The organism is Paenibacillus yonginensis, assembly GCF_001685395.1.
Taxonomy (GTDB): domain Bacteria; phylum Bacillota; class Bacilli; order Paenibacillales; family Paenibacillaceae; genus Fontibacillus; species Fontibacillus yonginensis.
In genome coordinates this window covers 633,935-657,174 of sequence record NZ_CP014167.1, presented here as the reverse complement: position 1 = coordinate 657,174, position 23,240 = coordinate 633,935, and the positions used below count along the sequence as shown (strand labels likewise).

The 23,240-nt window shown below is 51.8% G+C and carries 22 protein-coding genes and 1 riboswitch; of the genes, 2 read left to right on the top strand and 20 right to left on the bottom strand.

Features of this window, described 5'->3' with window-relative positions; all coding sequences use genetic code 11:
• Positions 1-67: 67 nt before the first annotated feature.
• The 12 genes from AWM70_RS02930 to metA all read right to left on the bottom strand — a co-directional run bounded on the left by AWM70_RS02930 (position 68) and on the right by metA (position 14,137).
• Positions 68-1,768, bottom strand: a complete 1,701-nt coding sequence (locus AWM70_RS02930; RefSeq protein WP_068694211.1) for a S1C family serine protease — start codon at positions 1,766-1,768, stop codon at positions 68-70.
• Between the two features lie 195 nt (positions 1,769-1,963).
• Positions 1,964-2,620, bottom strand: coding sequence for a response regulator (locus AWM70_RS02925; RefSeq protein ID WP_068694209.1), 657 nt, complete (start codon positions 2,618-2,620; stop codon positions 1,964-1,966).
• A complete protein-coding gene (locus tag AWM70_RS02920; RefSeq protein WP_083180519.1) occupies positions 2,617-3,654 on the bottom strand; it encodes a sensor histidine kinase in 1,038 nt (345 codons plus the stop codon). The genes AWM70_RS02925 and AWM70_RS02920 overlap by 4 nt, the downstream gene beginning before the upstream one ends.
• 5 nt (positions 3,655-3,659) lie before the next feature.
• Complete coding sequence (gene liaF, locus AWM70_RS02915) at positions 3,660-4,571, bottom strand: cell wall-active antibiotics response protein LiaF (protein WP_237167815.1); 912 nt, start codon at positions 4,569-4,571, stop codon at positions 3,660-3,662.
• 221 nt (positions 4,572-4,792) lie between these two features.
• Positions 4,793-5,026, bottom strand: coding sequence for a hypothetical protein (locus tag AWM70_RS02910; protein WP_068694203.1), 234 nt, complete (start codon positions 5,024-5,026; stop codon positions 4,793-4,795).
• A gap of 92 nt (positions 5,027-5,118) precedes the next feature.
• Positions 5,119-5,946, bottom strand: a complete 828-nt coding sequence (locus AWM70_RS02905) for a 3D domain-containing protein (RefSeq protein WP_237167814.1) — start codon at positions 5,944-5,946, stop codon at positions 5,119-5,121.
• Positions 5,947-6,047: 101 nt separating this feature from the next.
• Entirely contained in the window at positions 6,048-7,985 is a 1,938-nt protein-coding gene (gene thrS, locus AWM70_RS02900) for a threonine--tRNA ligase (RefSeq protein WP_068694201.1), read from the bottom strand.
• A gap of 426 nt (positions 7,986-8,411) precedes the next feature.
• Positions 8,412-9,281, bottom strand: coding sequence for a putative sporulation protein YtxC (locus tag AWM70_RS02895; protein WP_068694199.1), 870 nt, complete (start codon positions 9,279-9,281; stop codon positions 8,412-8,414).
• A 165-nt stretch (positions 9,282-9,446) separates the two neighbouring features.
• Entirely contained in the window at positions 9,447-10,583 is a 1,137-nt protein-coding gene (gene mqnC, locus AWM70_RS02890) for a cyclic dehypoxanthinyl futalosine synthase (RefSeq protein ID WP_237167813.1), read from the bottom strand.
• A gap of 199 nt (positions 10,584-10,782) precedes the next feature.
• Positions 10,783-11,970 (bottom strand): trans-sulfuration enzyme family protein, encoded by a 1,188-nt coding sequence (locus AWM70_RS02885; protein ID WP_068694195.1) that lies wholly within the window; start codon positions 11,968-11,970, stop codon positions 10,783-10,785.
• Positions 11,971-11,972: 2 nt separating this feature from the next.
• On the bottom strand, positions 11,973-13,187 hold the full coding sequence (locus tag AWM70_RS02880) for an aminotransferase class I/II-fold pyridoxal phosphate-dependent enzyme (RefSeq protein WP_068694193.1): 1,215 nt from the start codon (positions 13,185-13,187) through the stop codon (positions 11,973-11,975).
• A gap of 14 nt (positions 13,188-13,201) precedes the next feature.
• Complete coding sequence (metA, locus tag AWM70_RS02875; RefSeq protein ID WP_068694191.1) at positions 13,202-14,137, bottom strand: homoserine O-acetyltransferase MetA; 936 nt, start codon at positions 14,135-14,137, stop codon at positions 13,202-13,204.
• A 123-nt stretch (positions 14,138-14,260) separates the two neighbouring features.
• Positions 14,261-14,395: riboswitch (SAM riboswitch) on the bottom strand.
• Positions 14,396-14,840: 445 nt separating this feature from the next.
• Here metA and corA point away from each other — a divergent pair.
• The gene (gene corA, locus AWM70_RS02870; RefSeq protein ID WP_068694188.1) at positions 14,841-15,776 is read left to right on the top strand and encodes a magnesium/cobalt transporter CorA; all 936 of its coding nucleotides are present in this window, start codon (positions 14,841-14,843) and stop codon (positions 15,774-15,776) included.
• A 115-nt stretch (positions 15,777-15,891) separates the two neighbouring features.
• On the opposite strand, the gene AWM70_RS02865 is transcribed toward corA, so the two are convergent.
• The gene (locus tag AWM70_RS02865; RefSeq protein WP_068694186.1) at positions 15,892-16,914 is read right to left on the bottom strand and encodes an HRDC domain-containing protein; all 1,023 of its coding nucleotides are present in this window, start codon (positions 16,912-16,914) and stop codon (positions 15,892-15,894) included.
• Between the two features lie 231 nt (positions 16,915-17,145).
• On the opposite strand from AWM70_RS02865, the gene AWM70_RS02860 reads away from it, so the two are divergent.
• The gene (locus AWM70_RS02860) at positions 17,146-17,448 is read left to right on the top strand and encodes a DUF3055 domain-containing protein (protein WP_068694185.1); all 303 of its coding nucleotides are present in this window, start codon (positions 17,146-17,148) and stop codon (positions 17,446-17,448) included.
• Positions 17,449-17,471: 23 nt separating this feature from the next.
• On the opposite strand, the gene AWM70_RS02855 is transcribed toward AWM70_RS02860, so the two are convergent.
• The 7 genes from AWM70_RS02855 to AWM70_RS02825 all read right to left on the bottom strand — a co-directional run bounded on the left by AWM70_RS02855 (position 17,472) and on the right by AWM70_RS02825 (position 23,240).
• On the bottom strand, positions 17,472-18,584 hold the full coding sequence (locus tag AWM70_RS02855) for a phosphodiester glycosidase family protein (RefSeq protein WP_068694184.1): 1,113 nt from the start codon (positions 18,582-18,584) through the stop codon (positions 17,472-17,474).
• Entirely contained in the window at positions 18,581-19,468 is an 888-nt protein-coding gene (locus AWM70_RS02850; RefSeq protein WP_083180106.1) for a 5'-3' exonuclease, read from the bottom strand. The genes AWM70_RS02855 and AWM70_RS02850 overlap by 4 nt, the downstream gene beginning before the upstream one ends.
• Positions 19,469-19,535: 67 nt before the next feature.
• Complete coding sequence (locus tag AWM70_RS02845; protein ID WP_068694183.1) at positions 19,536-19,895, bottom strand: arsenate reductase family protein; 360 nt, start codon at positions 19,893-19,895, stop codon at positions 19,536-19,538.
• Between the two features lie 50 nt (positions 19,896-19,945).
• The gene (locus tag AWM70_RS02840) at positions 19,946-20,905 is read right to left on the bottom strand and encodes an RluA family pseudouridine synthase (RefSeq protein WP_068694182.1); all 960 of its coding nucleotides are present in this window, start codon (positions 20,903-20,905) and stop codon (positions 19,946-19,948) included.
• A 5-nt stretch (positions 20,906-20,910) separates the two neighbouring features.
• Positions 20,911-21,471: a cob(I)yrinic acid a,c-diamide adenosyltransferase gene (locus AWM70_RS02835; protein WP_068694181.1), complete on the bottom strand. Its 561-nt coding sequence runs from the start codon at positions 21,469-21,471 to the stop codon at positions 20,911-20,913.
• A 98-nt stretch (positions 21,472-21,569) separates the two neighbouring features.
• Positions 21,570-21,842, bottom strand: coding sequence for an aspartyl-phosphate phosphatase Spo0E family protein (locus AWM70_RS02830; RefSeq protein WP_068694180.1), 273 nt, complete (start codon positions 21,840-21,842; stop codon positions 21,570-21,572).
• Between the two features lie 186 nt (positions 21,843-22,028).
• Positions 22,029-23,240 (bottom strand): aminotransferase class I/II-fold pyridoxal phosphate-dependent enzyme, encoded by a 1,212-nt coding sequence (locus AWM70_RS02825; protein ID WP_068694178.1) that lies wholly within the window; start codon positions 23,238-23,240, stop codon positions 22,029-22,031.

Sequence of the window (23,240 nt, the reverse complement as noted above, 5' to 3'; positions counted from 1 at the left end):
TAGAAGCGGTAGGGACATCACCCTGCCGCTTCCTCATTAAAGCCCGTCTTGCTGCCGCACGTCAAGATTAAGGATTGGTTGTGCCGCTTGTAGAGGTCTGGAAATCATTTTTGTTGCCGATCGTAACCGGCAGGTCGATTTTTTTGCCGTCGCGAACGATGTTCAGCGTTATTTTATCGCCGACTTTTTTCTTCTGAATATAAGCGATCAAATCATCAGCTGTACCGTAATTCGTGCCGTCTGCGCCGGAGATAATATCATATGGGCGAAGATCGGCTTGATAAGCAGGCGATTTGTACAGCACTTCCATAACTAGTGAACCCTCGGTCACGTTGGTTCCCATTTGCTTCGCAACCTGAGGGGTTACGGTTTGCAGGCTTGCGCCGATAAATGGCTCAGGTGTGGCCGGAATTTCTTCGTTATTTTTCAGTTTGTCGAGCACTTCGGTAATCGTGCTGGTAGGAATCGCGAAGCCGATGCCTTGGGAATCCGAGCTTACGGCCACGTTGATGCCGATAACTTCACCGTTCAGATTGAGCAGTGGTCCGCCGGAGTTACCAGGGTTGATGGATGCGTCCGTTTGCAGCAGGTTCTGGTATTTGCGGTCCTTCTCCCCATTCTCGCCGGCAATGGAGATTTCACGTCCTGTTGCACTAAGTACCCCGGCCGTTACCGTATGGTCAAAGCCTTGAGGGTTACCGATCGCTACGACGCTTTCCCCTACTTCTTCTTTGCTGGAGTCTGCAAGGGAGATAGACGGGAAGTTGCCGTCGCCATCAATTTTCAGTACGGCCAGGTCAAGGTCATAGCTTGTGCCGAGCACTTTGGCTTCGTACGGTTTGGTTGTGCCTTGAACCGTTACCTGCACTACATCGGCACCGTGGACAACGTGTTCGTTGGTAAGAATGTAACCGGATTTATCGAAGAAAAATCCGGAGCCCAAACCGGAAGCAACCAGACCGTCATCCGTGCCGTTGCTGCCGTTTCCGCTTCCACCGCTTCCACCGCTGCCTCCGTTACCACTTCCTCCGCCGAACGGATCTCCGAAGAAGTAGTTAAAGAACGGATCGTTGTTAAAGGAGTTGCCTCCGCCGTTGTTTTTATTGGCTTTCACCAGCGTTTCGATCTGTACGACCGCAGGACCAGCCTGTTTGACAACCGAAGTTACATCACCGCCGCTGCTTACCGGCAGCTTCACGTTTGTAGCTGCCGAATCCGTAACCGCGTTCGAAGCCGCCGCCGCTGCCGGAGCATCGGACAAGGCCTGTTTGCCGCCGGTGAACAGGTTCTCGGAGTCGGCGTAGTACATCGCCCCACCCATTAGAACCATACCCGCCAGCACGCCGGCTACCACCGATTTGATCGGCGACTTTGGTTTCTTGTGGCTGTACTGCCAATTCGGCTGATTTCGTCCGCCCGGACCGCCGGAATCCGAATTCCCGCCGTTTGAAGCTCCTTCAAAGGTCGAACGTGCCGGATAGCTGCCGGTTGGAACTTGGCGAACAGGCTGCGGAGGAGTTATCTCCACATCCTCTTGATTTCTAGCCTCATAGCTGCTGCTGTCGTAACCTCCGCTGCTTTGCTCTTCACGGTTTCGGTCTTGGGATTGATATGGACCATAGGAATAGTAGTAAGGCGTATTGGTATCGGCCGTGCTTCTGTCCTCTTTGTTAAAGCCGCTGCTAGGATTCATTTCATCTTTATGGTTATGATCGGAGTCTGTACCGAAACCGAAACCTTGGTTGGATTTGTTGTTTTGATCGTCCATCGTTTATATCCTCCTCATCCCTGATTGATTAGGGGTTATGTTCTTGATGTTTTTATTTTGTACTATAAACCTTAAGCATACCTTAAAAACAATTAAAAAGAAGATAAATCCCTAAATAACATTCCTTTTCCCAAGGATTCGGAGCAAACATAACCGATCAGAACAACTCTCATCTCCTTGTTGACGGCTTGCGGCTTAAGATACCCATCCCTGGCGGTGAGCATAAATGGCAAGCTGCGTGCGGTCTTCCAGCTCGCATTTCATCAGCAGATTGCTGACATGGGTTTTGACCGTCTTGATACTGATATGCAGCTCCTCGCCAATCTCTTTGTTGCTTTTGCCTTCCGCGATTAGAAGAAGCACTTCCTTCTCCCGGTCAGTCAAACCGGCTGTATCTCCCTGAACCGTCTTCTGACGGATCCCGCGTGTCAGCGCCTGGGCTACATCTCCGGTCATCACAGGCATGCCGCGGTAAGCGCCTTGCAGCGCATAAATCAGCTCTTCAGCCGATACCGTCTTCAGCACATAACTGACGGCCCCCGCCTCTATAGCTTCTACCACCAGATCGTCTTCCAGAAAGCTGGTTAAAATAATGATTTTCATATCCGTATGACGGGCAAGAATGTGGCGGGTTGCTTCAGCGCCGTTCATGTTCGGCATCATCAAATCCATTAAAATAATGTCGGGTCTTTCCCCCGCCTGCATTTCGTCTATCCTTTTAACTGCCTGCTGGCCATCACAGGCCTCAGCTATCACTTCAAACTGGGGTTCAAGCGATAAATAGGTTTTTAACCCCATTCTTACCATATCATGATCATCCACAATCATCACTTTAATTGACCCGTTACTCATGATTCTTCCCCTTTCCTTACATCCTCAAACTTCGGAATATGTATGCGGATCGTAGTTCCCGCGCCCGGCTTGCTGATAATCTCGGCAGTACCTCCTAGCTTCTCCGCACGCTCCCGCATCGTTGATAGTCCATAAGAACCCTGCTTCTGCACGGTGGAACTAAAGCCTTGGCCATCATCACTCACACTGAGCGCCACCTGCCGTTTGGATTCCTGCAGCGCCAAACTGACCAGCTTGGCTCCCGAATGCTTGACGATGTTAGCCATGGCCTCCTGAATGATCAGAAACAGCTGGTGCTCAATCGCCTCTGACAGCTGCCCTTTCAAATCCAGGTCGATTACCCCTTTAAGCCCGTTCTGACGGCAGTAATCCGGGAACCATTGATCCAGCGCCTGCGATAACGATTTGTCGACCAGCTCCATGGGACGAAGCTGCGCAATAAGCGCCCTCATTTGCTTCTGGGCTGTATTGGACATTTGAATCAGCTGGTCCATAACCTTGCCGCCCTGCTCCGGTCTGCTTTCCAGAATCTTGGGCAAAGACGAAGCGGCCATATGAACAGCAAAAAGCTGCTGGCTCACCGTGTCATGCAGATCACGGGCGAGCCGCCGCCGTTCTTCCAGCACCGCCTTCTCAGCGGCTTGTTCCTTATTGGTCACTTCCTGCTCCCCAAGAACCTGCAGCAGGTGCATCTTCTTCTCTACCGCCTCGGTCATCCGGTTAAATTCGCCATATATGCCGGCAAAGGTCATATCCGTAGTCTCGGGAATCCGGACCGATAAATTTCCTTTGGCCACCTGCAGCATGCTTAAATGAAGCAAGTCGAGCCGGCGCTGGATGCGCTGGCCCGCTATATAACCAATTACGACGGTGAAAATCACGATTCCCGCCACGTAATAAATCCACACTCTCGGGTCGGACACCACGATGTAATCCGTAGTATTTCCCGCATATAGAACTCCTGCCGTCAATACGCCCGTAAGCAGGAAGTAGAAGAGAAGCTCCCACTTCGTGCTTTTCAGCACCTTCATCATCATTTTCAGCCCACCCTGTTGATCCGGATATCCCCAACGAACACACTGACGTTCAATTTGATCCTTTTGCTTGTTTCGTTATAATTCGGCGTTTTGGAATTGATGTTGCTCATAAAGCCGCCCGACTTCTCCTGTAGCACCTTCATATCTCCAATGAGGGAATTGGAAGCAACCGAAATGCCCAGATCCGCATCGGCTGGCACAAATACCTTCACATCCCCGATAAAAGCAGACACATTAATTTTGGTCTCCCCGTAAGGAATTTGCGCTTTCGTCAAGTCGATGATCGTGTCTCCGATAAAATGGGAAATATTTGCCGGCTTCAGTTCGAAATACTGATCCCCAAGCCGCACGTCGCCAATAAAACCCGACCGGTTGATTTTGTCGTCCGGATCCGCATTCCTATATTCATGTTTAGGCTGCTTATGCTTCTCTTCCTGCTCTCTCCGCTTCTTGCTTTCATCCGGAAAAGCCTGCTCAAACGCTTCATCCAGGGTTGACCCGAAATGAGGATCCAAAGAAGGATCCAAAGGAGGCGGAGGCGGAATGACCGGCTCTTCATAACTTCCGGAACCGGAACCCAAATCCGAACGCTGCCGTCTGGACGGCCGAAACATCACCGACAACCCCGCCGCTATCAGCACAACAGGCACGGCATATCTGAAGAAATCACCGACAGACAAAGTGATGAAATCCAGATTTCTTGCCAGGAAAAAAGCACCCACGACCGTTACGACCAAGCCGCCGAATATAGAACCGTACTGACGAGCGCTGTTCGTAAGCTGCGATAATCCAGCCAGAATGACGAATACCGGCCAGTAAGTCGCAAACAATTCGCCAGGGCTAACGTGTATATAACCCATCATGTTTAAGAGAAGCAACACCCCAGCCGCAAGCAGCAATAGCCCTCCAAACATTCTGCCAGTCCATCCTCTAAACATATTGTATCCCCCGTCTTCCTATACTTGTTAGATCATGCTTCTAGTTTAACGGACTGGCGTCAAGCTGCATAGCGGCGGCAGATTGAAAAACTCCTCGGTCTCCAGACCGATACAACTGTCAAATTTGGGCATGATTCCATGATGTAAAAACAAAGAAGATGCCGCTGAGGGCATCTTCATTTGTTTCGGCTGTCGCCTTATTTCGTTTGTTTCTGAGCTTTCGCTTGCTGAACTTTCTTTTTGACCGGCTGACCGCTCAAATCCGCGAATTCCTCGTCGAATTTTTCATTCGGTGTTTTGTAGCCTGTGCTTTTAGCCGTACCCGAAGCACCCGCAGATTTTACTTTTTGTTGAACAGGGCTGCTGTCCAGTTCTGCAAATTCTGCATTAAATTTTTCGTTTGGTGTTTTGTAGCCTCGGTTTTTAGCCATGGGTAAAGCACCTCCGCTAATATTTTAGGCTGTCTTAACGACTAGCCGAAATGTATTATGTGGAGGTTTAAATGCCGCTATGCAGGTAAAGTTTAGATGGAATTTTCCCAGTTCGGATCAATTAAATCTTCATTTACCTCAATGGATTCTCCAAACTTCTGCAGCATCTGCTCGGTCAGCTTTCCGCTGCCCCACTTAATGACGCGAACGTTAACCTTTTTCTTGCCCCATTCCTTGAATACCTGCTTGGTTGTCGAGAAATACAGATCCAGGTGGTTGCCTTTTATCGCGCCGCCTTTGTCCGCTACTACTCCGTAGCCGTAACCTGGAATGTACAGGATTGTTCCAAGCGGAAACACGTTCAAATCTGCGGCAATCGTCGAAAGAGCTGCTTTATCCCTTCTGACCTTCACGCCTGAATACGTGATTCCGTATTGCGGATGATTTGGCCGTTTGCCGGTAGATTCGTAACCTGCCGTATATCCGGTAGCCAGAACCGTTACGATCTCGGACTGTTTAGGCAACATGTTTTGTTTCTGCAGGCCGGCTACGGTCCGTGCTACCTTCCCGGCATCGGACATCGCTTTGCCAATGACGCTACCTGCACTGCGTACGGGGTTCCCAGCTTGGGTTTCATTTCCCCTAAAGTCGCTATTAAATGTAAAGTCTTGATCAAACGCTCTGGTTTCATAGTCGCTGTACGAATCATAGAGATCATCCTCATTTAAGCCAAAGTTCATCACGGTGAAATCACTTAAATCGAGATCAAAAAGATTGACAGCCACATCGTTGTAAGGCTCCTGACTATACTTGAACCCGCCGAAAGCGGCAGCGATCTCTTTGCCTTCAAAACTATTAAAAACCAATCCGGCTCCTATCAAAACCAAAGTTAATTTTTTCCAAAATTTAAAATGGCGCATGTGAAATCCTCCCCCTTAATCGCAAGGATGTCCACATACGCCAAATTTTATACCTTATTTCATACTCTATTATGCTCTATTAAATGCAGCCCTATGAAAGCTTAGATCGTATGGCTCTTAATTTCTTCCTGAAGCAGGAGAATGGCATCAGCCAATGCTTTGGCTCCAATGTCGCCTTCGCCGCGTTTGCGGACAGATACCGAGCCTTCGTTCATTTCGTTCTCGCCGACGATAAACATATAAGGAACTTTCTCCAGCTGGCCTTCCCGAATTTTGTAGCCCAGCTTCTCATTGCGAAGGTCAGCTTCCACGCGGATGCCCGCTTCCTGCAGCTTCTCGGTTACTTCTTTGGCATAAGCCTCGAAAGCGCCGGAAACCGGAATAATCTTGGCTTGTACAGGAGACAACCAGAGCGGCAGGGCGCCGGCAAAGTTCTCAAGCAGGAATGCAGTCATACGCTCCATCGTGGAGATAATGCCGCGGTGAATAACGACCGGACGATGTTTCTGTCCGTCATCGCCCACATATTCCAGTTCAAAGCGCTGCGGCAGCAGGAAGTCGAGCTGGCAGGTCGACAGTGTTTCTTCCTTGCCTAACGCGGTTTTGATTTGGACGTCTAGTTTAGGTCCGTAGAAGGCCGCCTCGCCTTCCGCCTCAAAATAAGGAATGTCAAGCGACTCCACAACCTCACGCAGCATACGCTGTGACATTTCCCACATTTCATCGTCAGGGAAATATTTCTCGGTGTCCGCAGGATCGCGGTAAGACAACCGGAACCGGTATTCCTTAATGCCGAAGTCTTCATAAACACGCTGAATCAGCTGGATTACGCGCGAGAATTCTTCTTTAATCTGGTCCGGACGGCAGAAAATATGCGCATCGTTCAGTGTCATGGAACGGACGCGGTGCAGGCCGGTTAATGCGCCGGACATTTCATAACGGTGCATCAAGCCAAGCTCGCCGATCCGGATCGGCAGGTCGCGATAGCTGTGCATTTCGCTTTTGTACACCATCATGTGATGCGGACAGTTCATCGGACGAAGCACAAAGCTCTCATTATCGAGCTCCATCACCGGGAACATGTCTTCCTGATAATGCTCCCAGTGTCCGGATGTTTTGTACAGATCCACGTTGCCCATTACTGGAGTATAGACATGCTGGTAACCCAAACGCTCCTCCAGGTCCACGATATAACGCTCCAAAGTGCGGCGCAGCTTCGCCCCGTTGGGCAGCCAGATCGGCAAACCTTGGCCAACCAGGTTGGAGAAGGTGAAGATCTTCAGCTCTTTGCCCAGCTTGCGGTGATCGCGTTTCTTCGCTTCTTCAAGCAGGCGCAAATGCTCATCGAGCTCCGCTTTTTTGACAAAAGCAGTCCCGTATACGCGCTGGAGCATTTTGTTGTCGCTGTTCCCGCGCCAGTATGCGCCGGCAACGCTGAGCAGCTTGAACACTTTGATCTTGCCGGTTGATGGAACGTGAGGTCCGCGGCACAGGTCAAAGAACTCGCCTTGATCGTAGATGGACAGCACGCTGTCTTCAGGCAAATCGCGGATCAGCTCCAGCTTGTAAGGATCGCCGAGTTCAGTGAAGATCGCCAGCGCTTCTTCGCGGCTCACTTCGCGGCGGGTAATAGGGAGATTCTCACCAACGATCCGCTCCATTTCCTTCTCGATCTTCTGCAGATCCTCCGGATTCAGGGGATGATCCAGATCCATGTCGTAATAGAAGCCATCTTCAATTACAGGTCCGATCCCAAGTTTGACTTCTTTGTTGCCATAGAGCCGTTTTACGGCTTGGGCCAGCAAATGCGCCGTGCTGTGGCGCATCATTTCCAGACCTTCCTTGGAGTCTAAGGTCACCAGCTCCACCAATGCTCCATCCACGATAGGCGTATTCAGGTCCACCAATTTCCCGTCCAGCTTGCCGCCTACTGCATTCTTGCGCAGACCGCTGCTGATTGAAGCCGCTACATCTTCCAAAGTGCTGCCTTCCGCGTACTCTCTGACAGAGCCGTCAGGCAATTTAATGGATACTGCCATGCTGTTCTCCTCCTGTTTCACTATTCATGGTTATGCCGGAAGCGGAGAACAAATCAAAAAACACCCGCCCCCGGAAAGGGACGAGTGTTATACCCGTGGTTCCACCCTAATTCAGCCTGAGCTTTAAATCATAGCAGCGAACCGCCGCTCATGCTTATAAAGTCAGAGCCCTTCATTAAGCCATTCATAACGGGAATGGTTCCGGCAATTCCTACTCATCTGCAAAGCTCCCCAAAGGGAACTCTCCGGTTCAGAATTGCAGCTCCAAAGGGGTAAACCAAATCGGATGTCCGGAGGAAATTGCAGCCTGTTGTTTCCTCTCTCTGTACGGCTCCTGGACATTTGGTCCATGTCTTTGTCTTCGCTGTTCCTTTTGAATTTCTGCAAGTATTATAAGCTTTATTTCCAAGGCTCGTCAAGCCTTTGTCAGTCGCTGCAAAGCTGTGCACGCTCCCCAAATATTTCCTGAATAGTCGCAATCATCCGAAGCTCAGGCTCCCGCGTATGGATCATAATGCGGGCCGGAGATAAGGAAATCAGGGAGCTGACCACTGCATCCTCCATTTGAAGCTCCAGATCGGCCATCTTGATCGTGATCCCATCGTCATAAGGAAGCGGTCCAAGCGGATGCATTTGATCATCCAGCAGTTCAAACTCCATGCCTTCGACATGTTTCAGATGAATCAGCGGGATACGGATATCCTGAAACTGGACAAAATATTTAAGCAAACCAATAAACTCCTCATACTGCTTGTCCAGCACATATTCGTCCACCGCCAAATCCAATGCGTCCTTTAGCTCATCCAGATAAGCAGGCATGCGGAACGACAGCCAGCCGTCAACATCCACCGTTCCCGTGGAAACCAGTCCATCAAGAATGGCGGTGTAAATTTCCGCTACTCTTCGTTCCCTTCCCTTCATATGCACTTCATATTCGGATAATCCGTCCAAAATTTGGATGGCCATGCTTACGATCTCCGGAATATCTTCATGTTTATGTAGGGAGTAATATTTGCCCAAAAGCTTGCGGAGCAATACCGGTTCCTTGTCCCGTAAAACATGTTCCGTCATCCATTCGGCCGCTTTGGCTTTTAAACCTTTTATCGTCCGCGCCGGGATTGCCGCTTGATCACTGATACATTCAACCGTAATCCTGTGGTGTGCATAACAATACCGGAAACGGACGGCATTGCTGCGTCCATGACTCAATTTTTCGCCTTCTGCCTCAAACAGGGTGCATAACTGTTCGGCGGTACGGCGGGAATCAACCGATGTTGTAAGGTTAAACAGCTGCATCTTATCGCCCCTTCCTCGAGTCCTCCAAACAAGTATATGGTGACCAGGGAGCATGTATACGAAGATGGAGCATGTAATGGATGGAAGCTTGAGGGGATACAGCAAAAGGCCCCCGCAAGCGGGAGCCTTCCTAAGTCGATTTAATTCAAATGGATCAAGAATGAATTAGTTCTGCATAATAAAGTCGTTCTCAACCTTGGCGTTCACGTCATCAAAGACACGCAAAATTTCATATCGCGTATTCCGCTGGGCTGGAATTTTGCCGGCCTGCCGGATAATATCCAGCGTAGACGAAATATTAACTTTATGAGTAGCTCCCGCGGAAGAAACCACGTTTTCTTCGATCATGGTGCTGCCGAAATCATCGCAGCCGTACTGCAGGGAAAGCTTGCCGATCTCCGGTCCCATCGTTACCCAGGAGGACTGAAAGTGTTTGATGTTATCCAGCACGATCCGGCTGATCGCCACGGTCTTCAAATATTCTTCCGGCGTTTGGCGTTCCAGCTTTAGGTTGGTATTATCCGGCTGGAAGGTCCAAGGAATGAAAGCCAGAAATCCTTCGGATTTGTAGCCGTTCTGAATGCATTCATCTTGAGCATCGCGGACACGCATCAAATGAAGCGCCCGTTCCTCCATCGTTTCACCGAGACCGATGACCATGGTGGCCGTCGTGTTCATGCCGATCTTGTGAGCGGTCTTCATGACGTCCATCCAGTCCGTCCAGGAACCCTTCAAGCGGCTGATCTTCCGCCGGGTCCGGTCGTCCAGAATTTCGGCTCCGCCGCCAGGGAGAGAGTCCAGCCCGGCTTCATGAATCTGACGGATCACTTCTTCCAGAGACAAGCCGTCAGATACGACCTTCATCTTCTGAATTTCCGCCGGAGAGAACGAGTGCATCGTAATATCCGGGAATCTTTTCTTAATATTGCGAAGCAGATCCGTATAATAGCTGAACGGCAGGTTCGGGTTGGTGCCGCCCTGCATCAGAATTTCCGTACCGCCTACGTCAATGGTTTCCTGTATCTTCTGAAAAATCGTTTCGTCCGACAGCACATATCCTTCCTCGGATCCCGGTCTGCGATAGAAGGCGCAGAAACGGCAGTACACGTCGCAAACGTTGGTATAGTTGACGTTACGACCGATAACAAATGTCGTAATCTTCTCAGGGTAACGTCTTTCCATCAAAATGTTGGCCGTATGGCCCATTTTCTCAATCTCGTTAGACTCAAACAAAGCGGTCGCTTCCTCAAGCGTTACACGTTCCCCGCGCAAAGCTTTATCCAGGATAAAATCAATAGCCACTTTGAAGCAGCCCCCTTCCATATCATAAACTTTCAAGCGTTCTGGATCGTCACTCGGGGCGTTCCTTTCTTTCATCCTAACATACTAGCCCAAAGAAAAGAAGCACCCGGGGAGCCGGATGCGGGAAAATTGTGAAAAAAGTCTCATTCAGTTCGCATATTTAAAAATTGACTTATTATTTTACGAATTTGGGAACAAGTTATTGTTCGAGCGCCTGTTCCAGATCGACAATCAGATCTTCGATATCTTCAAGTCCGACCGAGAAACGCAGCAGCCCGTCGGTAATGCCGCGCTCAAGCCGAACTTCAGGCGGCATCGAGGCATGGGACATCATGGCCGGATAAGAAAGAATGCTCTCCACCGCCCCAAGACTTACAGCGACAATAGGCAGCTTGACGGCGTTCAGCACCTGCTTGGCCCGTTCGCCGGAGCCTACGTCAAAGGAAATCACCGCTCCATAGCCGGTGGACTGGCGATTCTGAATGTCATGACCCGGATGATTATCGAGACCCGGATAATACACGGCGGCAATATCCTTGCGGCCGCTTAACCAAGCTGCCAGTCTGCGGGCGCTGAGCTCGCTGTGCGCCATCCGTGCGGACAACGTTTTCATCCCACGCATCAGCAGCCAGGAATCCTGAACGCCAAGCACGGTACCCAGCCCATTCTGCAGATACTTCAGCTGCCGTCCCAGCGTTTCATTAGCCGTTACAGCCAGACCGGCCAGCACATCGCTGTGCCCGCCGAGGAATTTGGTCGCGCTATGGAGCACGATATCCACGCCAAGCTCAATCGGGCGCTGGTAATACGGCGTCATAAAAGTGTTGTCCACCATGCTGATCAAGCCCTGTTCCCTGGACCAGGCTGCGAGAGCTGAGATATCCGTGACTTTGAGCGTCGGGTTGGACGGCGTTTCGATATAAATGCCTTTGGTGTTCGGGCGCAGCGCCGCTTTTACCGCTTCAACGTTTGTCATATCCACGAAAGTCGCTTCCAGCCCGAACCGGTTTAGAATACCCGTCAGCAGACGATAGGTTCCCCCGTAAACATCTTCGGTAACGATCAGGTGGTCGCCGGACGAGAACAGCATAAAGGTCGCGGAAATCGCTGCCATGCCGCTCGGAAAAGCGTACCCGTTTGTACCGCCTTCGAGAAGCGCGATGTAATCTTCGAGCGCCTGCCGGGTAGGATTGCCTGACCGGGTGTAATCATGCAGGGGAGGGTTAAAGACATCCGTATGATGAAATGTTGAGGCCTGATAAAGCGGAACGCTGGAAGCGCCTGTAGCGGCATCCACTTCGGAGCCGAAATGAAGCAGCCGTGTGTCAAAGCTCAGCTTCTTCTCCTGCTGTTTCCCTGTGACTTGTTTCCCCTCTTCATGACTCATGTTCAGCGTACTCCTTCCACTTCCGCGCGGGCCGCTTCAAGCGCCTGCGACAGATCGTCAATCAAATCGTCCGGATGCTCGATCCCTACGGAGAAACGCAGCAATCTCTCGTCGACGCCGACCGCTTCCCGGATTTCAAGCGGGATATCGGCATGGGTTTGCACCGCTGGATAAGTCAGCAGCGATTCTACGCCGCCGAGGCTTTCTGCGAAAGCAATCAGCTTCAAGTGGCGTAGAATCGGCTCTACATAACGGGCATCTGTCACTTTGAACGAGAAAATGCCTGTATTCCCGGAAGACTGTCGGTTCTGGGTTTCATACCCTGGATGTGCCGGAAGCCCAGGGTAATAGACCTCAGCGATTTGCGGATGCGTGCTCAGGAAAGTAGCGATCGCTGTGGCATTGCTTTGGTGCCGCTCCATCCGCAGCGCCAGCGTCTTCATGCCGCGCATGAGCTGGTAACTGTCATTTGGGCTTAGTACCGCACCGATCGAGTTGTGCAGGAAGGCGACTTCTTCAGACAGCTTTTGGCCTTTAGTGACAATCAATCCGGCCAGCACATCGTTATGTCCGCCCAAATATTTGGTGGCGCTGTGCACCACGATGTCTGCTCCCAGTTCGATTGGACGCTGGTAATACGGCGTCAGCAGCGTATTATCCACAATCGTCAGCAGTCCGTGCTGGCGGCCCCATGCGGAGACGGCGGCGATATCCGTTACCATCATCAGCGGGTTGGTAGGAGTCTCGATGAATACGGCTTTGGTCTCTGGACGGCGGGAGGATTCCAGCGCATCCAGGTCATTGGTATCCACGTAAGTTGCGGTTATGCCGTAGCGGGACAATATTTTCTCAAACAGCCGGTAAGTACCGCCATATAAATCCAGAGAGACGATCAGATGATCGCCGGAGCTGAACAGCATAAACAAGGTCTGCAGGGCGGCCATGCCTGAGCTGCAGGCAAAACCGGCATCGCCGGATTCCAGCTCGGCGGCCGCCTTTTCCAGAACAGCCCGGGTGGGATTTTTGGTACGGGTATAATCAAAGCCTGTGCTCTGGCCAAGCCGCGGATGACGGTAAGCCGTGGCCTGGTAGATCGGGTAGGTAACGGCACCGGTTACCGGCTCCTCCATGGAACCGATTTGGGCCAGTCTGCTTTCTATGCGAAGTTTCTCGCCTTTTTGGTTATCTGCCTTGTGATCTGCGTTATGTTCTGCCATGTCTGCTCTTCCTCCTAAATATGATATTCGTAACTGACCGCTGAATCGATATCGTAAGGCGTTTCCTGGTACACATAGTAATTCAGCCAATTGGCAAACAATAAGTTGGCATGGGCCCGCCAGGTGGATCTTGGCGTTTGGGCCGGATCGTCCTTCGGAAAATAATTGACCGGCAGCGCCACATCCAAACCTTTAGCCGCATCACGGTCATATTCCCACTTCAGGGACAATGGATCGTATTCCGGATGACCGGTGACAAAAATTTGTTTCCCGTCATAAGTCGAAGCAATGTAAACCCCGGCTTCGTCCGATTCGGCAAGAACATCCAGGCCGTCGACCTTCTCGATATCCGCTTTAAGCACTTCGGTGTGGCGGGAATGCGGAACGAGGAACTGTTCATCGAAGCCGCGCAGCAGCTTGGTATTCGGAACGTTGATGTGGTGGGCGAATACGCCAAAACATTTTTGCGAAAGCGAAACTTTAGGCACACCGAAATGATGGAACAATCCGGCTTGGGCAGCCCAGCAAATATGCATCGTGGAGGTCACATGCGTCTCCGTCCAGTCGAAGATCTCCTGGATTTCGCTCCAATAGGTCACGTCCTCGAATTCCAGTTGTTCTACCGGCGCTCCGGTAATGATCATGCCGTCGAAACGGAGATGGCGAATTTCGCTGAACGTCTTATAGAACTGCTTCAAATGCTCGGCTGAAGTGTTCTTCGAAGTATGCGAGCTTGGATGAAGCAAAGTAAATTCTACTTGAAGCGGCGTATTGGCTAGCAGTCTGAGCAGCTGCTCTTCCGTCGTTTCTTTGGTCGGCATCAGATTCAGAATGGCCACCCGCAGCGGACGGATGTCCTGATGATAAGCCTGGCTTTCATCCATAATGAAAATGTTTTCGTTCGCCAGCACTTCTTTGGCCGGCAAAGAGTCGGGAACCTTGATTGGCATAGATCTTCACTCCTCTGCAGTCTTTGAGCGGCAATCTTATGGTAGAAAGACGAACGCGTATAACAAAAATGACCTTCCTCGCAAAATCGAGAAAGGTCATATCATGTCATGGTGTATGCGCCTCTCTCATCTCTCAGAGACCTTAGAAAGCCCCGTACCATACGGGTTCCTAAAGTTCCGCAAGAATTAGCACCGTGCGATCGCTCGCCGGTTGCCGGGTTTCATCGGGCCAGTCCCTCCACCTACTCTTGATAAGATTTCGCCTTATTTAATTAGTTGTCGTGCTTCAGGTATTCGTTCATGAAAATGTAACATGACTATGCCCTTACTGTATAGCATCGGCCGCCTTTCGTCAAGCAAATAATAAGCCGTGAAGACTAATAAACACGGCACCTTTCGGCATTGTCCGCCATATGCTGACCTGTAGCACAAGCACTTATGATTTCGCTTGAAAATTTTCATAACCCGGCGTTATACTAGACAAGTGCTACAAGTCTGGATTGAAGAAGAGGTGAACCGGTAATGGAAGGCGACTCTAGTCCGCAGAGCAAATCCCCAAGGGCAACATACAACCGCACAGGATTCATTCGGCAGAATGCTCACGGAAGTAGGGGGTTCTTTCGTTTACCGGCATTTTATTCGTGCTGTTTAAAATAGCCGAATGCTGATGTCTCCTGTGTTGAACAACAAAGGAGTGAATCAGATGAAAATCCGTCATGTCAATGCCGGCGTCTTCACCACGGTCGAGAACCTGGAGGATACGCTGACTGCACCGGCCGAAGGCTTTTACTGGATTGATGCGGATACTGAAGATCTGGAGCTGCTTCAGCCTGTATTTGGACTGCATGATCTGGCAGTTGAGGACTGTCTCAGCGAAGAGGAGCAGCGGCCGAAGATTGAAATCTATGAAAGCCATTATTTTATTGTCGTAAACAGCATTCGTTTTGATGATGAGGAAATTTTCCTGCGTGCCCTGAATGTCTTTCTGGGCCGGCATTTCATTATTACGGTTACCAAACAAAAGCTAAATGAGCTGCGAGCCATTAAACCTATATTATGGGAGCAGGAGGTCAGCGAGCCGGACCGTTTCCTGTATCTGCTTATCGACCTTGTGGTGGATAACTATTTCCTGGTCGGCGACCGGATCGAGGACAAAATCGAGAAGCTGGAAGAAGACATTCTCGTTCACACGAAACGTTCCCATTTGAATGAAATTATCGGGCTGCGAAGCGAAATTCTGTGGCTGAAGAAAATGCTTGGGCCGCAGAAGGAAGTAATCAACGTCCTGAATAAAAAAGACCTGCGTCTGATCGACGATCAGCTGCAGAAATATTTTAGCGATATTTATGAAAATGCGGTCAAAATCTCTGAGAACTTTGATACGTTCCGAGAGCTGATGGGCAACTTGCGAGAAGCTTATCAGTCCAGTATCGCCAACCGGGCGAATGAAATCATGCGTGTATTTACAGCCATAACCACAATCTTTATACCGCTGACCCTCATTACGGGCATTTACGGAATGAACTTTGATAATATGCCGGAAGTGCATACGCAATATGGGTATTTCATTGTGCTCGGCATCATGCTCACTTTAGGCCTCGGCATGTTCTATCTGTTCCGGAAGAAAGATTGGATTTGAAAGCTTCAAACTGCCTATAGGATTAAGTCAAGGGCGAAGTCAGACCCCGGAATTCCGGCGGCGGGACTTCGCCTTTATCATTTCCTTGGAGAGGAGCAGGACCTTGTCCGTCCGCTTACGCGCTTTGCGGTTTGCCTGCCGCTTCTCCTTTGGCTGCTCTCCGGTAACGCAAGCGGATCAGCCGCAGCCATTCATAACGCCGTTCAAGCTCCCCATTCCCCGATTGAACCGTATCCGCGCCATATACCTTCTGCATGACCGGCTTCAGCAGCACATCGCCCAGCTCCAGATAAGCGTTCCAGATCGCCGTCTGTTCCTCCTGGGCCAGCCCGGTTAATTCCTGCTCCACCAGCGCTTCGGTATCATAACCCTCTTTCTCCAGCTGCTCGAGCTGTTCAATCGCTTCCCGCCTGGACAACCCGGCTGCCTCCTGAATCTGCTCGAGATTCCGCCCCTCCCGGATCGCTGCCAGCAGCTGTCTGCGGAGACTTGACCGTTCGATTTCCGCTTTAAACCGGGTTTCCTTCTGCTTGTACGTCCAGGAGCGGAAGAGCTCCTCATCCAGCTCCTGCTCGACCCAATCCAGCGGAAAATGCCAATCTCGCTCCACCTGGGCCGTGATCGCAAGCATCTCCTCTCCGTATTCGGCCGCCTTGACCTCTCCAACCCCCGGCAGCTGGGTCAGCTCCTCGAGCGACTTGGGCACAAAAGCGCTGATCAAACGCAGCAGCCGGTTGCTTGCGATCAAATAAGGCGCTTTGCCCGCGGCAGCCGCTTTCTGGCGCCGCCAAGCGGAAAGCCCGGCATACAGCTCCTCGTTCCCATTGAACTCGCTGTAGCAGTACAGCTTCTGGGTAGACATCCCCCTTGACCCTTCCTCTTCATGAAAAATCCCGCTGATCACCGGCCGGAATCCGTCGGCCAGCTTGACTGCCAGCTGATAGCGGTAATGGCTCAGCATCTCGGACCATGACTCTCCTTCGAACCAGATTTGGCCTTTAGTCCCGGCACTTCCTTCTTCGTCCCAGCCAATTCGCCATACACCGCCTTCTTCCCCAATCCAGACCTGAGCCAGATCGGCATGTCCCGCCCTTTCCTGCAGCCTTCTCTCCATACTGTTCAAAAATACGATGCGCATTCTTGGCACCTCCTTGTATTCAGCATACTTCTCTGGAACGTGTCTTCCTGAAAACACAAAAAAGCACCCCTCCTGCATGCAAGAGAGGTGCTTCCCCGATAGACGTATACTGTTGTTAACTATAATACCATAATCTGTATTCCAGTCAATAGGACGAAGCAGCCGTTTTCCGAAAGCGCTTTTTTCCGTTATAATAAACGACAAGAACGCATCTGAGGAGGACTTATTATCATGACATTGCCTGAACACGATCTTGATTTCCTGTCGGACAGCACCGAACAGACCTCTACCCGTTTCGTGACCTTTATCGGTCCTTCGCTGAAACGTTTTGATCTGGCCGTTACCACAACCAACCGCTTTTACGGCAAAAAGCTGGTCACCGATCTGCAAAATGGCAAAACAGCCATCCTCGGCTCCGACGACCTGGAACAGGAAGGTTATTTGGCTTCCATTTACGGACTCTCCGAGGAAGAAGGCGCCGAGCTCGAAAGCTTCCTGCATCAGGTACTCGGCGAACCTCATTTTACAGACTGATTCGCCCGTCTCTGGTCTCTGCTTTATTTCAAAACCTGGCTGCCGAACACAAGCGTGTTGCTGAGCAGCCGCCCCGCAGGGGTCAGCATTTTACCGCCCCCGTATAACCCCGAGGAAGCGCCTCCGTCCAGATTCATCGCTTGTTTGGCTCCAAGCGCCTTCATGATCGAAGCCCACTGGGACATCGTTGCTCCGTTGACCGTTGCAAGCAGGAGGGAACCATCCGGCAGAATCGCAATGCCGCTGCGCGCTGCCGAAGCCGTCAGAATCTTCTGATCGTTAAAACCTTCCGCTTTCGCGTTCAGAGTCACCTTGCCATCGGTAACAAGTCTCGGACCTGCGCCAACCGCCGTCTGTACCCCCGACCAATCCAGCTGCTTGCCGGCCTGGTTCGTGTAAGTCACGCTCCACTGGACACTGCTGCCGATCTCAAACCGATCTGCCATTCCCTTCTCCTTGCCGCTGAACACCAGGACAAATCCTTGCTTCGGAATAGCTGCATCAGCATTAACACCCTTATGCGTCACCACCCCGCCGTCCACCGTCACGGCAATGCCGCCGCTGAAGCCCACTTTGGAGCCTCGGTCCGGCGTAAACAAAATGCTGTTGTTCGCGCCAGCATCAGGCGTACGGTTAACGAAAGTGGCGTACCAGCTGCGCGGCTTGCCATCCGCTCCGGTCACTTTACCGGTCAAGGAAGGCCGCAGCGTATCCATAACCGCCGTACCGTCCTTCCGGAAACCGATGGTCGTGCCATAACGGCCGATGTGGGCGATCTGGCCTTTGACAATCAGCGTGCCGTAGGGATCGGCCGGACCGCCATAAGAATTAAAGAAAGCGCCGTTTATTGCGGCTTCCGCCTTGTAGGACTTAATCATCGAAGCAAAAGCTTCTGTTTGGCCGACCTGATGTTTGGCCAGCCCCACCGTTACAGGTGTGCCTTTTGGAATCCGCACGGTACGGACCGTAAAGTTTTTGCCGGACACCTTGACCGTCTTGACCGCAGCCTGAATCGAACCGGCCGCCGCCGCCGGGCGCAGTCCGGGGGCGGTCGGAAGGAGCAGCAGCAGGGCCGATGCCAGCAGCAGGCCTCGCCGCACCTTTTTCCCAAGCCCGCCGCTTAAGGACAAACTCATAACGCCTCAACCCCCATCCAGGAACAGACGCTCTTCATCTCCAGCTCTTCAAATTTGGCTACGACCGCCGGATGGTTCAGCTCCCAGCGGCAGGCGTTCAAATCGCACTCCAGCTCTATGTCGCAGCGGATCGAAGCCAAGTCCCGGGACAGATGCAGCATCTCCAGATCGGTTTCGATTTTGGCTCGAATACCTTTGGACAGCTTGTCGAGATTGGCGAGAATGCCCTCTACGTTTTCATATTCCTGGACCAGCTTTAACGCCGTTTTCTCCCCGATGCCGCGAACCCCCGGATAATTGTCGCTAGGATCACCCATCAGCCCTTTGACATCAATGATTTGGGCGGGTGTCAGCTGCCGTTCCTCCAGCAGCGTTTGCGGCGTATAGACAAAATAATTGCCGTGCCCTTTCTTCATAATGGCAATGCTTGTCCGCTCGTTCACCAGCTGCAGCATATCATGGTCACCGGTCAGCACAATTACATTCATCTCCCTGCTGAACTGGGCGGCCAGGGTGCCGATGCAATCGTCCGCTTCATAGCCCTGGGAGCTGATATTCGGAACGCCCAGACTATCCATTACCTCACGGATCACGCTAAACTGCGGGACCAATTCGTCCGGCGCCTCCGAACGGTTCCCTTTATAGGCCGGGTACTGCTCGGTCCGGAAAGTTTTGCTGCCCAGGTCCCAGCAGCAGGCCACATGCGTAGGCCCAAATTTCTCGACGGCGTCCCAGAAATAACGCATGAAGCCATAAATGGCATTCGTCGGCAGCCCCGCCTTCGTACGGCGGATGTAGCCGGTAACGGCAGAGGCATAATAAGCCCGGAACATCAGAGCCATGCCATCGACCAGCAATAGTGTTTCTTCCTTGCTTTCGTTCAACTCTCTCTCCCCTTAATGTTTGATTCTCAGGCAAACCATTCTGAATCTATTTATTTTACTATATTCTTCAGCTCCATACGGAGGCAAATTCATCCTCTTTAAAACCTAACGTCACCCGCTGGCCGTCCGTAACGATCGGACGTTTGATCAGCATCCCGTTCGAAGCCAGCAGCGCCAGCTGTTCCTCGCGCGAAAGGGAAGGCAGCTTGTCCTTCAACCCCAGGCCGCGGTATACCTCGCCGCTTGTGTTAAAGAACTTCTTCAGCTCCAGGCCGCTCAGCTCGGCCAGCCGTCCTAATTCGTCCGCAGTCGGCGGGGCTTCGACAATGTGGTGAAGCTCCAGCTCATGTCCGCTGGCCTGCAGCCACTTTACTGCATTGCGGCAGGTGCTGCATTTAGGATATTGGTAAACCGTCAATTTGCTCATAATAGGAATCCTCCGGTCTATTAAAAATAGTTTATATACGCTGGCACTAACTAAAGCCGATTGGCCGCCATTTCCCTGCGCAGCTCGGCCATATCCGCCGGCAGCGGCGCCTCGAATACCACCTCTTCTTTGGAAAGAGGGTGGACAAAACCCAGCTGCGCGGCATGCAGCGCCTGCCGGCCAATAGCCGCGTTCAGCCGCACGGCTGCTTCGGGATCGGGCGCCGGGAGATCCAGCGCCTCGTAGCTGTACATCTTGTCGCCGATCAGCGGACAGCCGATGGAGGTCATGTGGACCCGGATCTGGTGGGTCCGCCCGCTTCCCAGCTGCAGCTCAACAAGCGAGCCGGCAGCAAAAACCTCCCGCACCCGGTAGAACGTTAAAGCGGGATACCCGCTTTCCGTAATGATGCGGCGGTGCGGCTCCAGCGGATCGCGGTCGATCGGACCGTCGATCCGGCCCTCTGCGGCCGGCGGGGTTCCGTGAACCAGCGCCGTATATTTTTTGAGCACGCTACCGGCAATCATCTGCTCGGAAATATGCTGGTGGACGTAGGCATTTTTGGCAATGGCCAGCACGCCGCTCGTCTCCTGGTCCAGCCGGTGAACCGGACGAAAGCGGTATTGCTCCCCCTTTTCCTGCCAGTAATACACGACGCCGTTGGCCAGCGTGTCCGTATAATGACCGTGTGTGGGGTGCACAATGATGCCCGGCGCTTTATTGACGATTAGCAACGCTTCGTCTTCGTAGAGAATGTCGAAAGCAATCGGCTGCGGCAAGATATCCTCCGACGTTTCCCGCTCAAGCCGGACTTCTACCAGATCGCCTTCCTTGACGTAATGGCTGATGTAGACACGTTCGCCGTTCAGTGTAATTCCCTGCTCGGTCAGCTTCAATCGCGACATCAGCTTGCGGGAAACGCCCAGCCTCCGGCTCAGCACCGTCTTGAGCAGCCAGCCTTCCTCGGCAGCTGTGACTTGATAGGCAATCGGATTGTAATAATCTTTCATAGAAATCAACGAAACACCTTTCCGCTCCGCTTATATTCGGTTTCCGCTGCTCCCGCTTTCACGTTCGCCAGCCGGGAAGCCGTAAAGAAATAATCCGAAAGCCGGTTCACGTACCGGAGCACCTCTGTGTGAATTTCCATTTCAGCGGCCAGGCTGACCACTCGGCGCTCCGCTCTCCGGCAAACCGTGCGGCAGACATGCAGGGCTGCAGCCAGCGGCGAGCCTCCGGGCAGAATAAAGCGCTCCAGCGGCGGAAGCTCCTGCTCCCAGGCGTCAATCCAGGCTTCCAGATTTGCGGTTAATTCCGCATGGACCTTATATCCCTGCTCTTTAGGGCGGGCGTAAGCCAAATCCGAACCGCAATCAAACAATTCATGCTGGATCCGCACAAGCTGGAGCTTTAATTCGGCGAACAGCTCCCCATCCGCCAGCGCTGCTGCCTGTCCGACAAAGCTGTTCAGTTCATCCAGGGAACCATAAGCCTCCACCCGGGGATCATCCTTGCGGACCTGCCCGCCAATCAAAGCTGTACTGCCCTGGTCACCGGTTCTAGTATATATTTTCATCGATAGCAGCCCTTCCTTTCCGTTCCTTCGTTCATGCAAAAAGGAGACCCTGACGGTTCAGGATCTCCCCTTATTTTAACATAAGATTTCCAAACACATTATTGTTTGCAATCCTGGCTTCTGACCTTCATATATTCATTGATCTTCAGGTCAAGCAGGGTGCTGATTTCTACAACGATGTCGGAGGTAAAAGATTGCTCTTCCATAAAGATCTTCTCCATCCTGCTTCGCAGCATTCTGATTTCATCCTCCAAGGAGAGCCTGCGGTTTAGAGCGGGAATGCTTCGACCCTCGAACATCCAATGATGATTGTTGTCCTCAGCAATCATCATCCCGTTATAACTTGGCAAATTGTATTCACCGCAACTCATAGTCCACTCCTCCTTGACTGATAAGCCAGCCCTACCTTAGGGCAGCCGGATAATACCAGCAAAGCCTTCGGAGTCAAATTATAACATGCCGGATATCCCGTATTCAATTCGAAAATGAAATAAATGTAAATAAATATGAAAAATTTTCAATTTTGGTTCCTGTTTCCCGCATCAAGCCGGCTCTAATCAGGAGAGCTTGCGGATAAATTCGCCCATCCGGTGAATCGCTTCGTTTAACTGAGCTACGGAAGTCGCATAGGAGCAGCGCAGATAACCTTCCCCGCCCAAACCAAATACGTTGCCCGGCACGGCGGCCACCTTGGCTTCTACGAGCAGGCGCTGTGCAAATTCATCCGAGGTCAGACCGGTCGACTTGATGCTCGGGAAAGCATAAAATGCCCCCTGCGGTTCATGGCATTCCAGACCAATGTCACGCAGGCCTTGTACTACAAGGCGGCGGCGCTGGTTATAAGAATCAACCATCCGGTCTTTCTCTTCCATTCCGTTCGTCAAGGCTTCAAGCGCAGCCACCTGTCCCATAGCCGGAGCACACATCACCGTGTATTGGTGAATCTTCAGCATGGCCGCAATCAGGTCAGGATGTCCGCAGGCATACCCCATCCGCCAGCCGGTCATGGCAAATGCTTTGGAGAAGCCGCTGACCAGAATGGTACGGTCCTTCATCCCGGGCACCGAAGCAAAGCTGACATGCTTGCCGGCGTATGAAAGCTCCGCATATATTTCATCCGAAATGACAATCAGATCATGTTTCTCTACAATCTTGGCAATCGGCAGCCAATCCTCATAAGTCATAATGCCGCCGGTCGGGTTGCTCGGATAGCTGAGTACCAGCACCTTCGACTTAGGCGTAATAGCGGCTTCCAGCTGCTCGGCCGTCAGCTTGAATTGATCTTTCGCAAAGGTCTCAATGCCGACTGGAATGCCGCCGCCGATCGTTGTAATTGGAGAGTAGGAGATATAACTTGGTTCCGGGATCAAAATTTCATCTCCCGGCGTAATTAAAGCCCGCAGAGCCAAATCAATCGCTTCGCTGCCTCCCACGGTAACGAGGATTTCATCTTTAGGCTCGTAAGCAACATTGAAATTGTCGTATAAATACTGGCCAATGGCTTCGCGCAGCTCGGGTGTTCCCGAATTCGAGGTGTAGCGGGTAAATCCGCGCTCCAGCGAATAAACGCAGGCTTCCCTGACATGCCAAGGCGTTACAAAGTCGGGTTCGCCAACGCCAAGCGTGATGATGTCCTTGTTCCCGCTGACCAGATCAAAGAACTTGCGGATGCCGGAAGGCTGAATCTGCTGAACATGCGGGGCCAGATAGCCGTGCATGGATTTATTTTTGTCGCTGCCGTCTGTTTGTTTGTCAGAATTCACTATCAT

Coding starts and splice junctions, on each gene's coding strand:
- AWM70_RS02930 (WP_068694211.1), bottom strand. CDS start 1,768: ATGGACGATCAAAACAACAAATCCAACCAAGGTTTCGGTTTCGGTACA.
- AWM70_RS02925 (WP_068694209.1), bottom strand. CDS start 2,620: ATGAGTAACGGGTCAATTAAAGTGATGATTGTGGATGATCATGATATG.
- AWM70_RS02920 (WP_083180519.1), bottom strand. CDS start 3,654: ATGATGAAGGTGCTGAAAAGCACGAAGTGGGAGCTTCTCTTCTACTTC.
- liaF (WP_237167815.1), bottom strand. CDS start 4,571: ATGTTTGGAGGGCTATTGCTGCTTGCGGCTGGGGTGTTGCTTCTCTTA.
- AWM70_RS02910 (WP_068694203.1), bottom strand. CDS start 5,026: ATGGCTAAAAACCGAGGCTACAAAACACCAAACGAAAAATTTAATGCA.
- AWM70_RS02905 (WP_237167814.1), bottom strand. CDS start 5,946: ATGCGCCATTTTAAATTTTGGAAAAAATTAACTTTGGTTTTGATAGGA.
- thrS (WP_068694201.1), bottom strand. CDS start 7,985: ATGGCAGTATCCATTAAATTGCCTGACGGCTCTGTCAGAGAGTACGCG.
- AWM70_RS02895 (WP_068694199.1), bottom strand. CDS start 9,281: ATGCAGCTGTTTAACCTTACAACATCGGTTGATTCCCGCCGTACCGCC.
- AWM70_RS02885 (WP_068694195.1), bottom strand. CDS start 11,970: ATGAGTCATGAAGAGGGGAAACAAGTCACAGGGAAACAGCAGGAGAAG.
- AWM70_RS02880 (WP_068694193.1), bottom strand. CDS start 13,187: ATGGCAGAACATAACGCAGATCACAAGGCAGATAACCAAAAAGGCGAG.
- metA (WP_068694191.1), bottom strand. CDS start 14,137: ATGCCAATCAAGGTTCCCGACTCTTTGCCGGCCAAAGAAGTGCTGGCG.
- corA (WP_068694188.1), top strand. CDS start 14,841: ATGAAAATCCGTCATGTCAATGCCGGCGTCTTCACCACGGTCGAGAAC.
- AWM70_RS02865 (WP_068694186.1), bottom strand. CDS start 16,914: ATGCGCATCGTATTTTTGAACAGTATGGAGAGAAGGCTGCAGGAAAGG.
- AWM70_RS02860 (WP_068694185.1), top strand. CDS start 17,146: ATGACATTGCCTGAACACGATCTTGATTTCCTGTCGGACAGCACCGAA.
- AWM70_RS02855 (WP_068694184.1), bottom strand. CDS start 18,584: ATGAGTTTGTCCTTAAGCGGCGGGCTTGGGAAAAAGGTGCGGCGAGGC.
- AWM70_RS02845 (WP_068694183.1), bottom strand. CDS start 19,895: ATGAGCAAATTGACGGTTTACCAATATCCTAAATGCAGCACCTGCCGC.
- AWM70_RS02840 (WP_068694182.1), bottom strand. CDS start 20,905: ATGAAAGATTATTACAATCCGATTGCCTATCAAGTCACAGCTGCCGAG.
- AWM70_RS02835 (WP_068694181.1), bottom strand. CDS start 21,471: ATGAAAATATATACTAGAACCGGTGACCAGGGCAGTACAGCTTTGATT.
- AWM70_RS02830 (WP_068694180.1), bottom strand. CDS start 21,842: ATGAGTTGCGGTGAATACAATTTGCCAAGTTATAACGGGATGATGATT.
- AWM70_RS02825 (WP_068694178.1), bottom strand. CDS start 23,240: ATGATAGTGAATTCTGACAAACAAACAGACGGCAGCGACAAAAATAAA.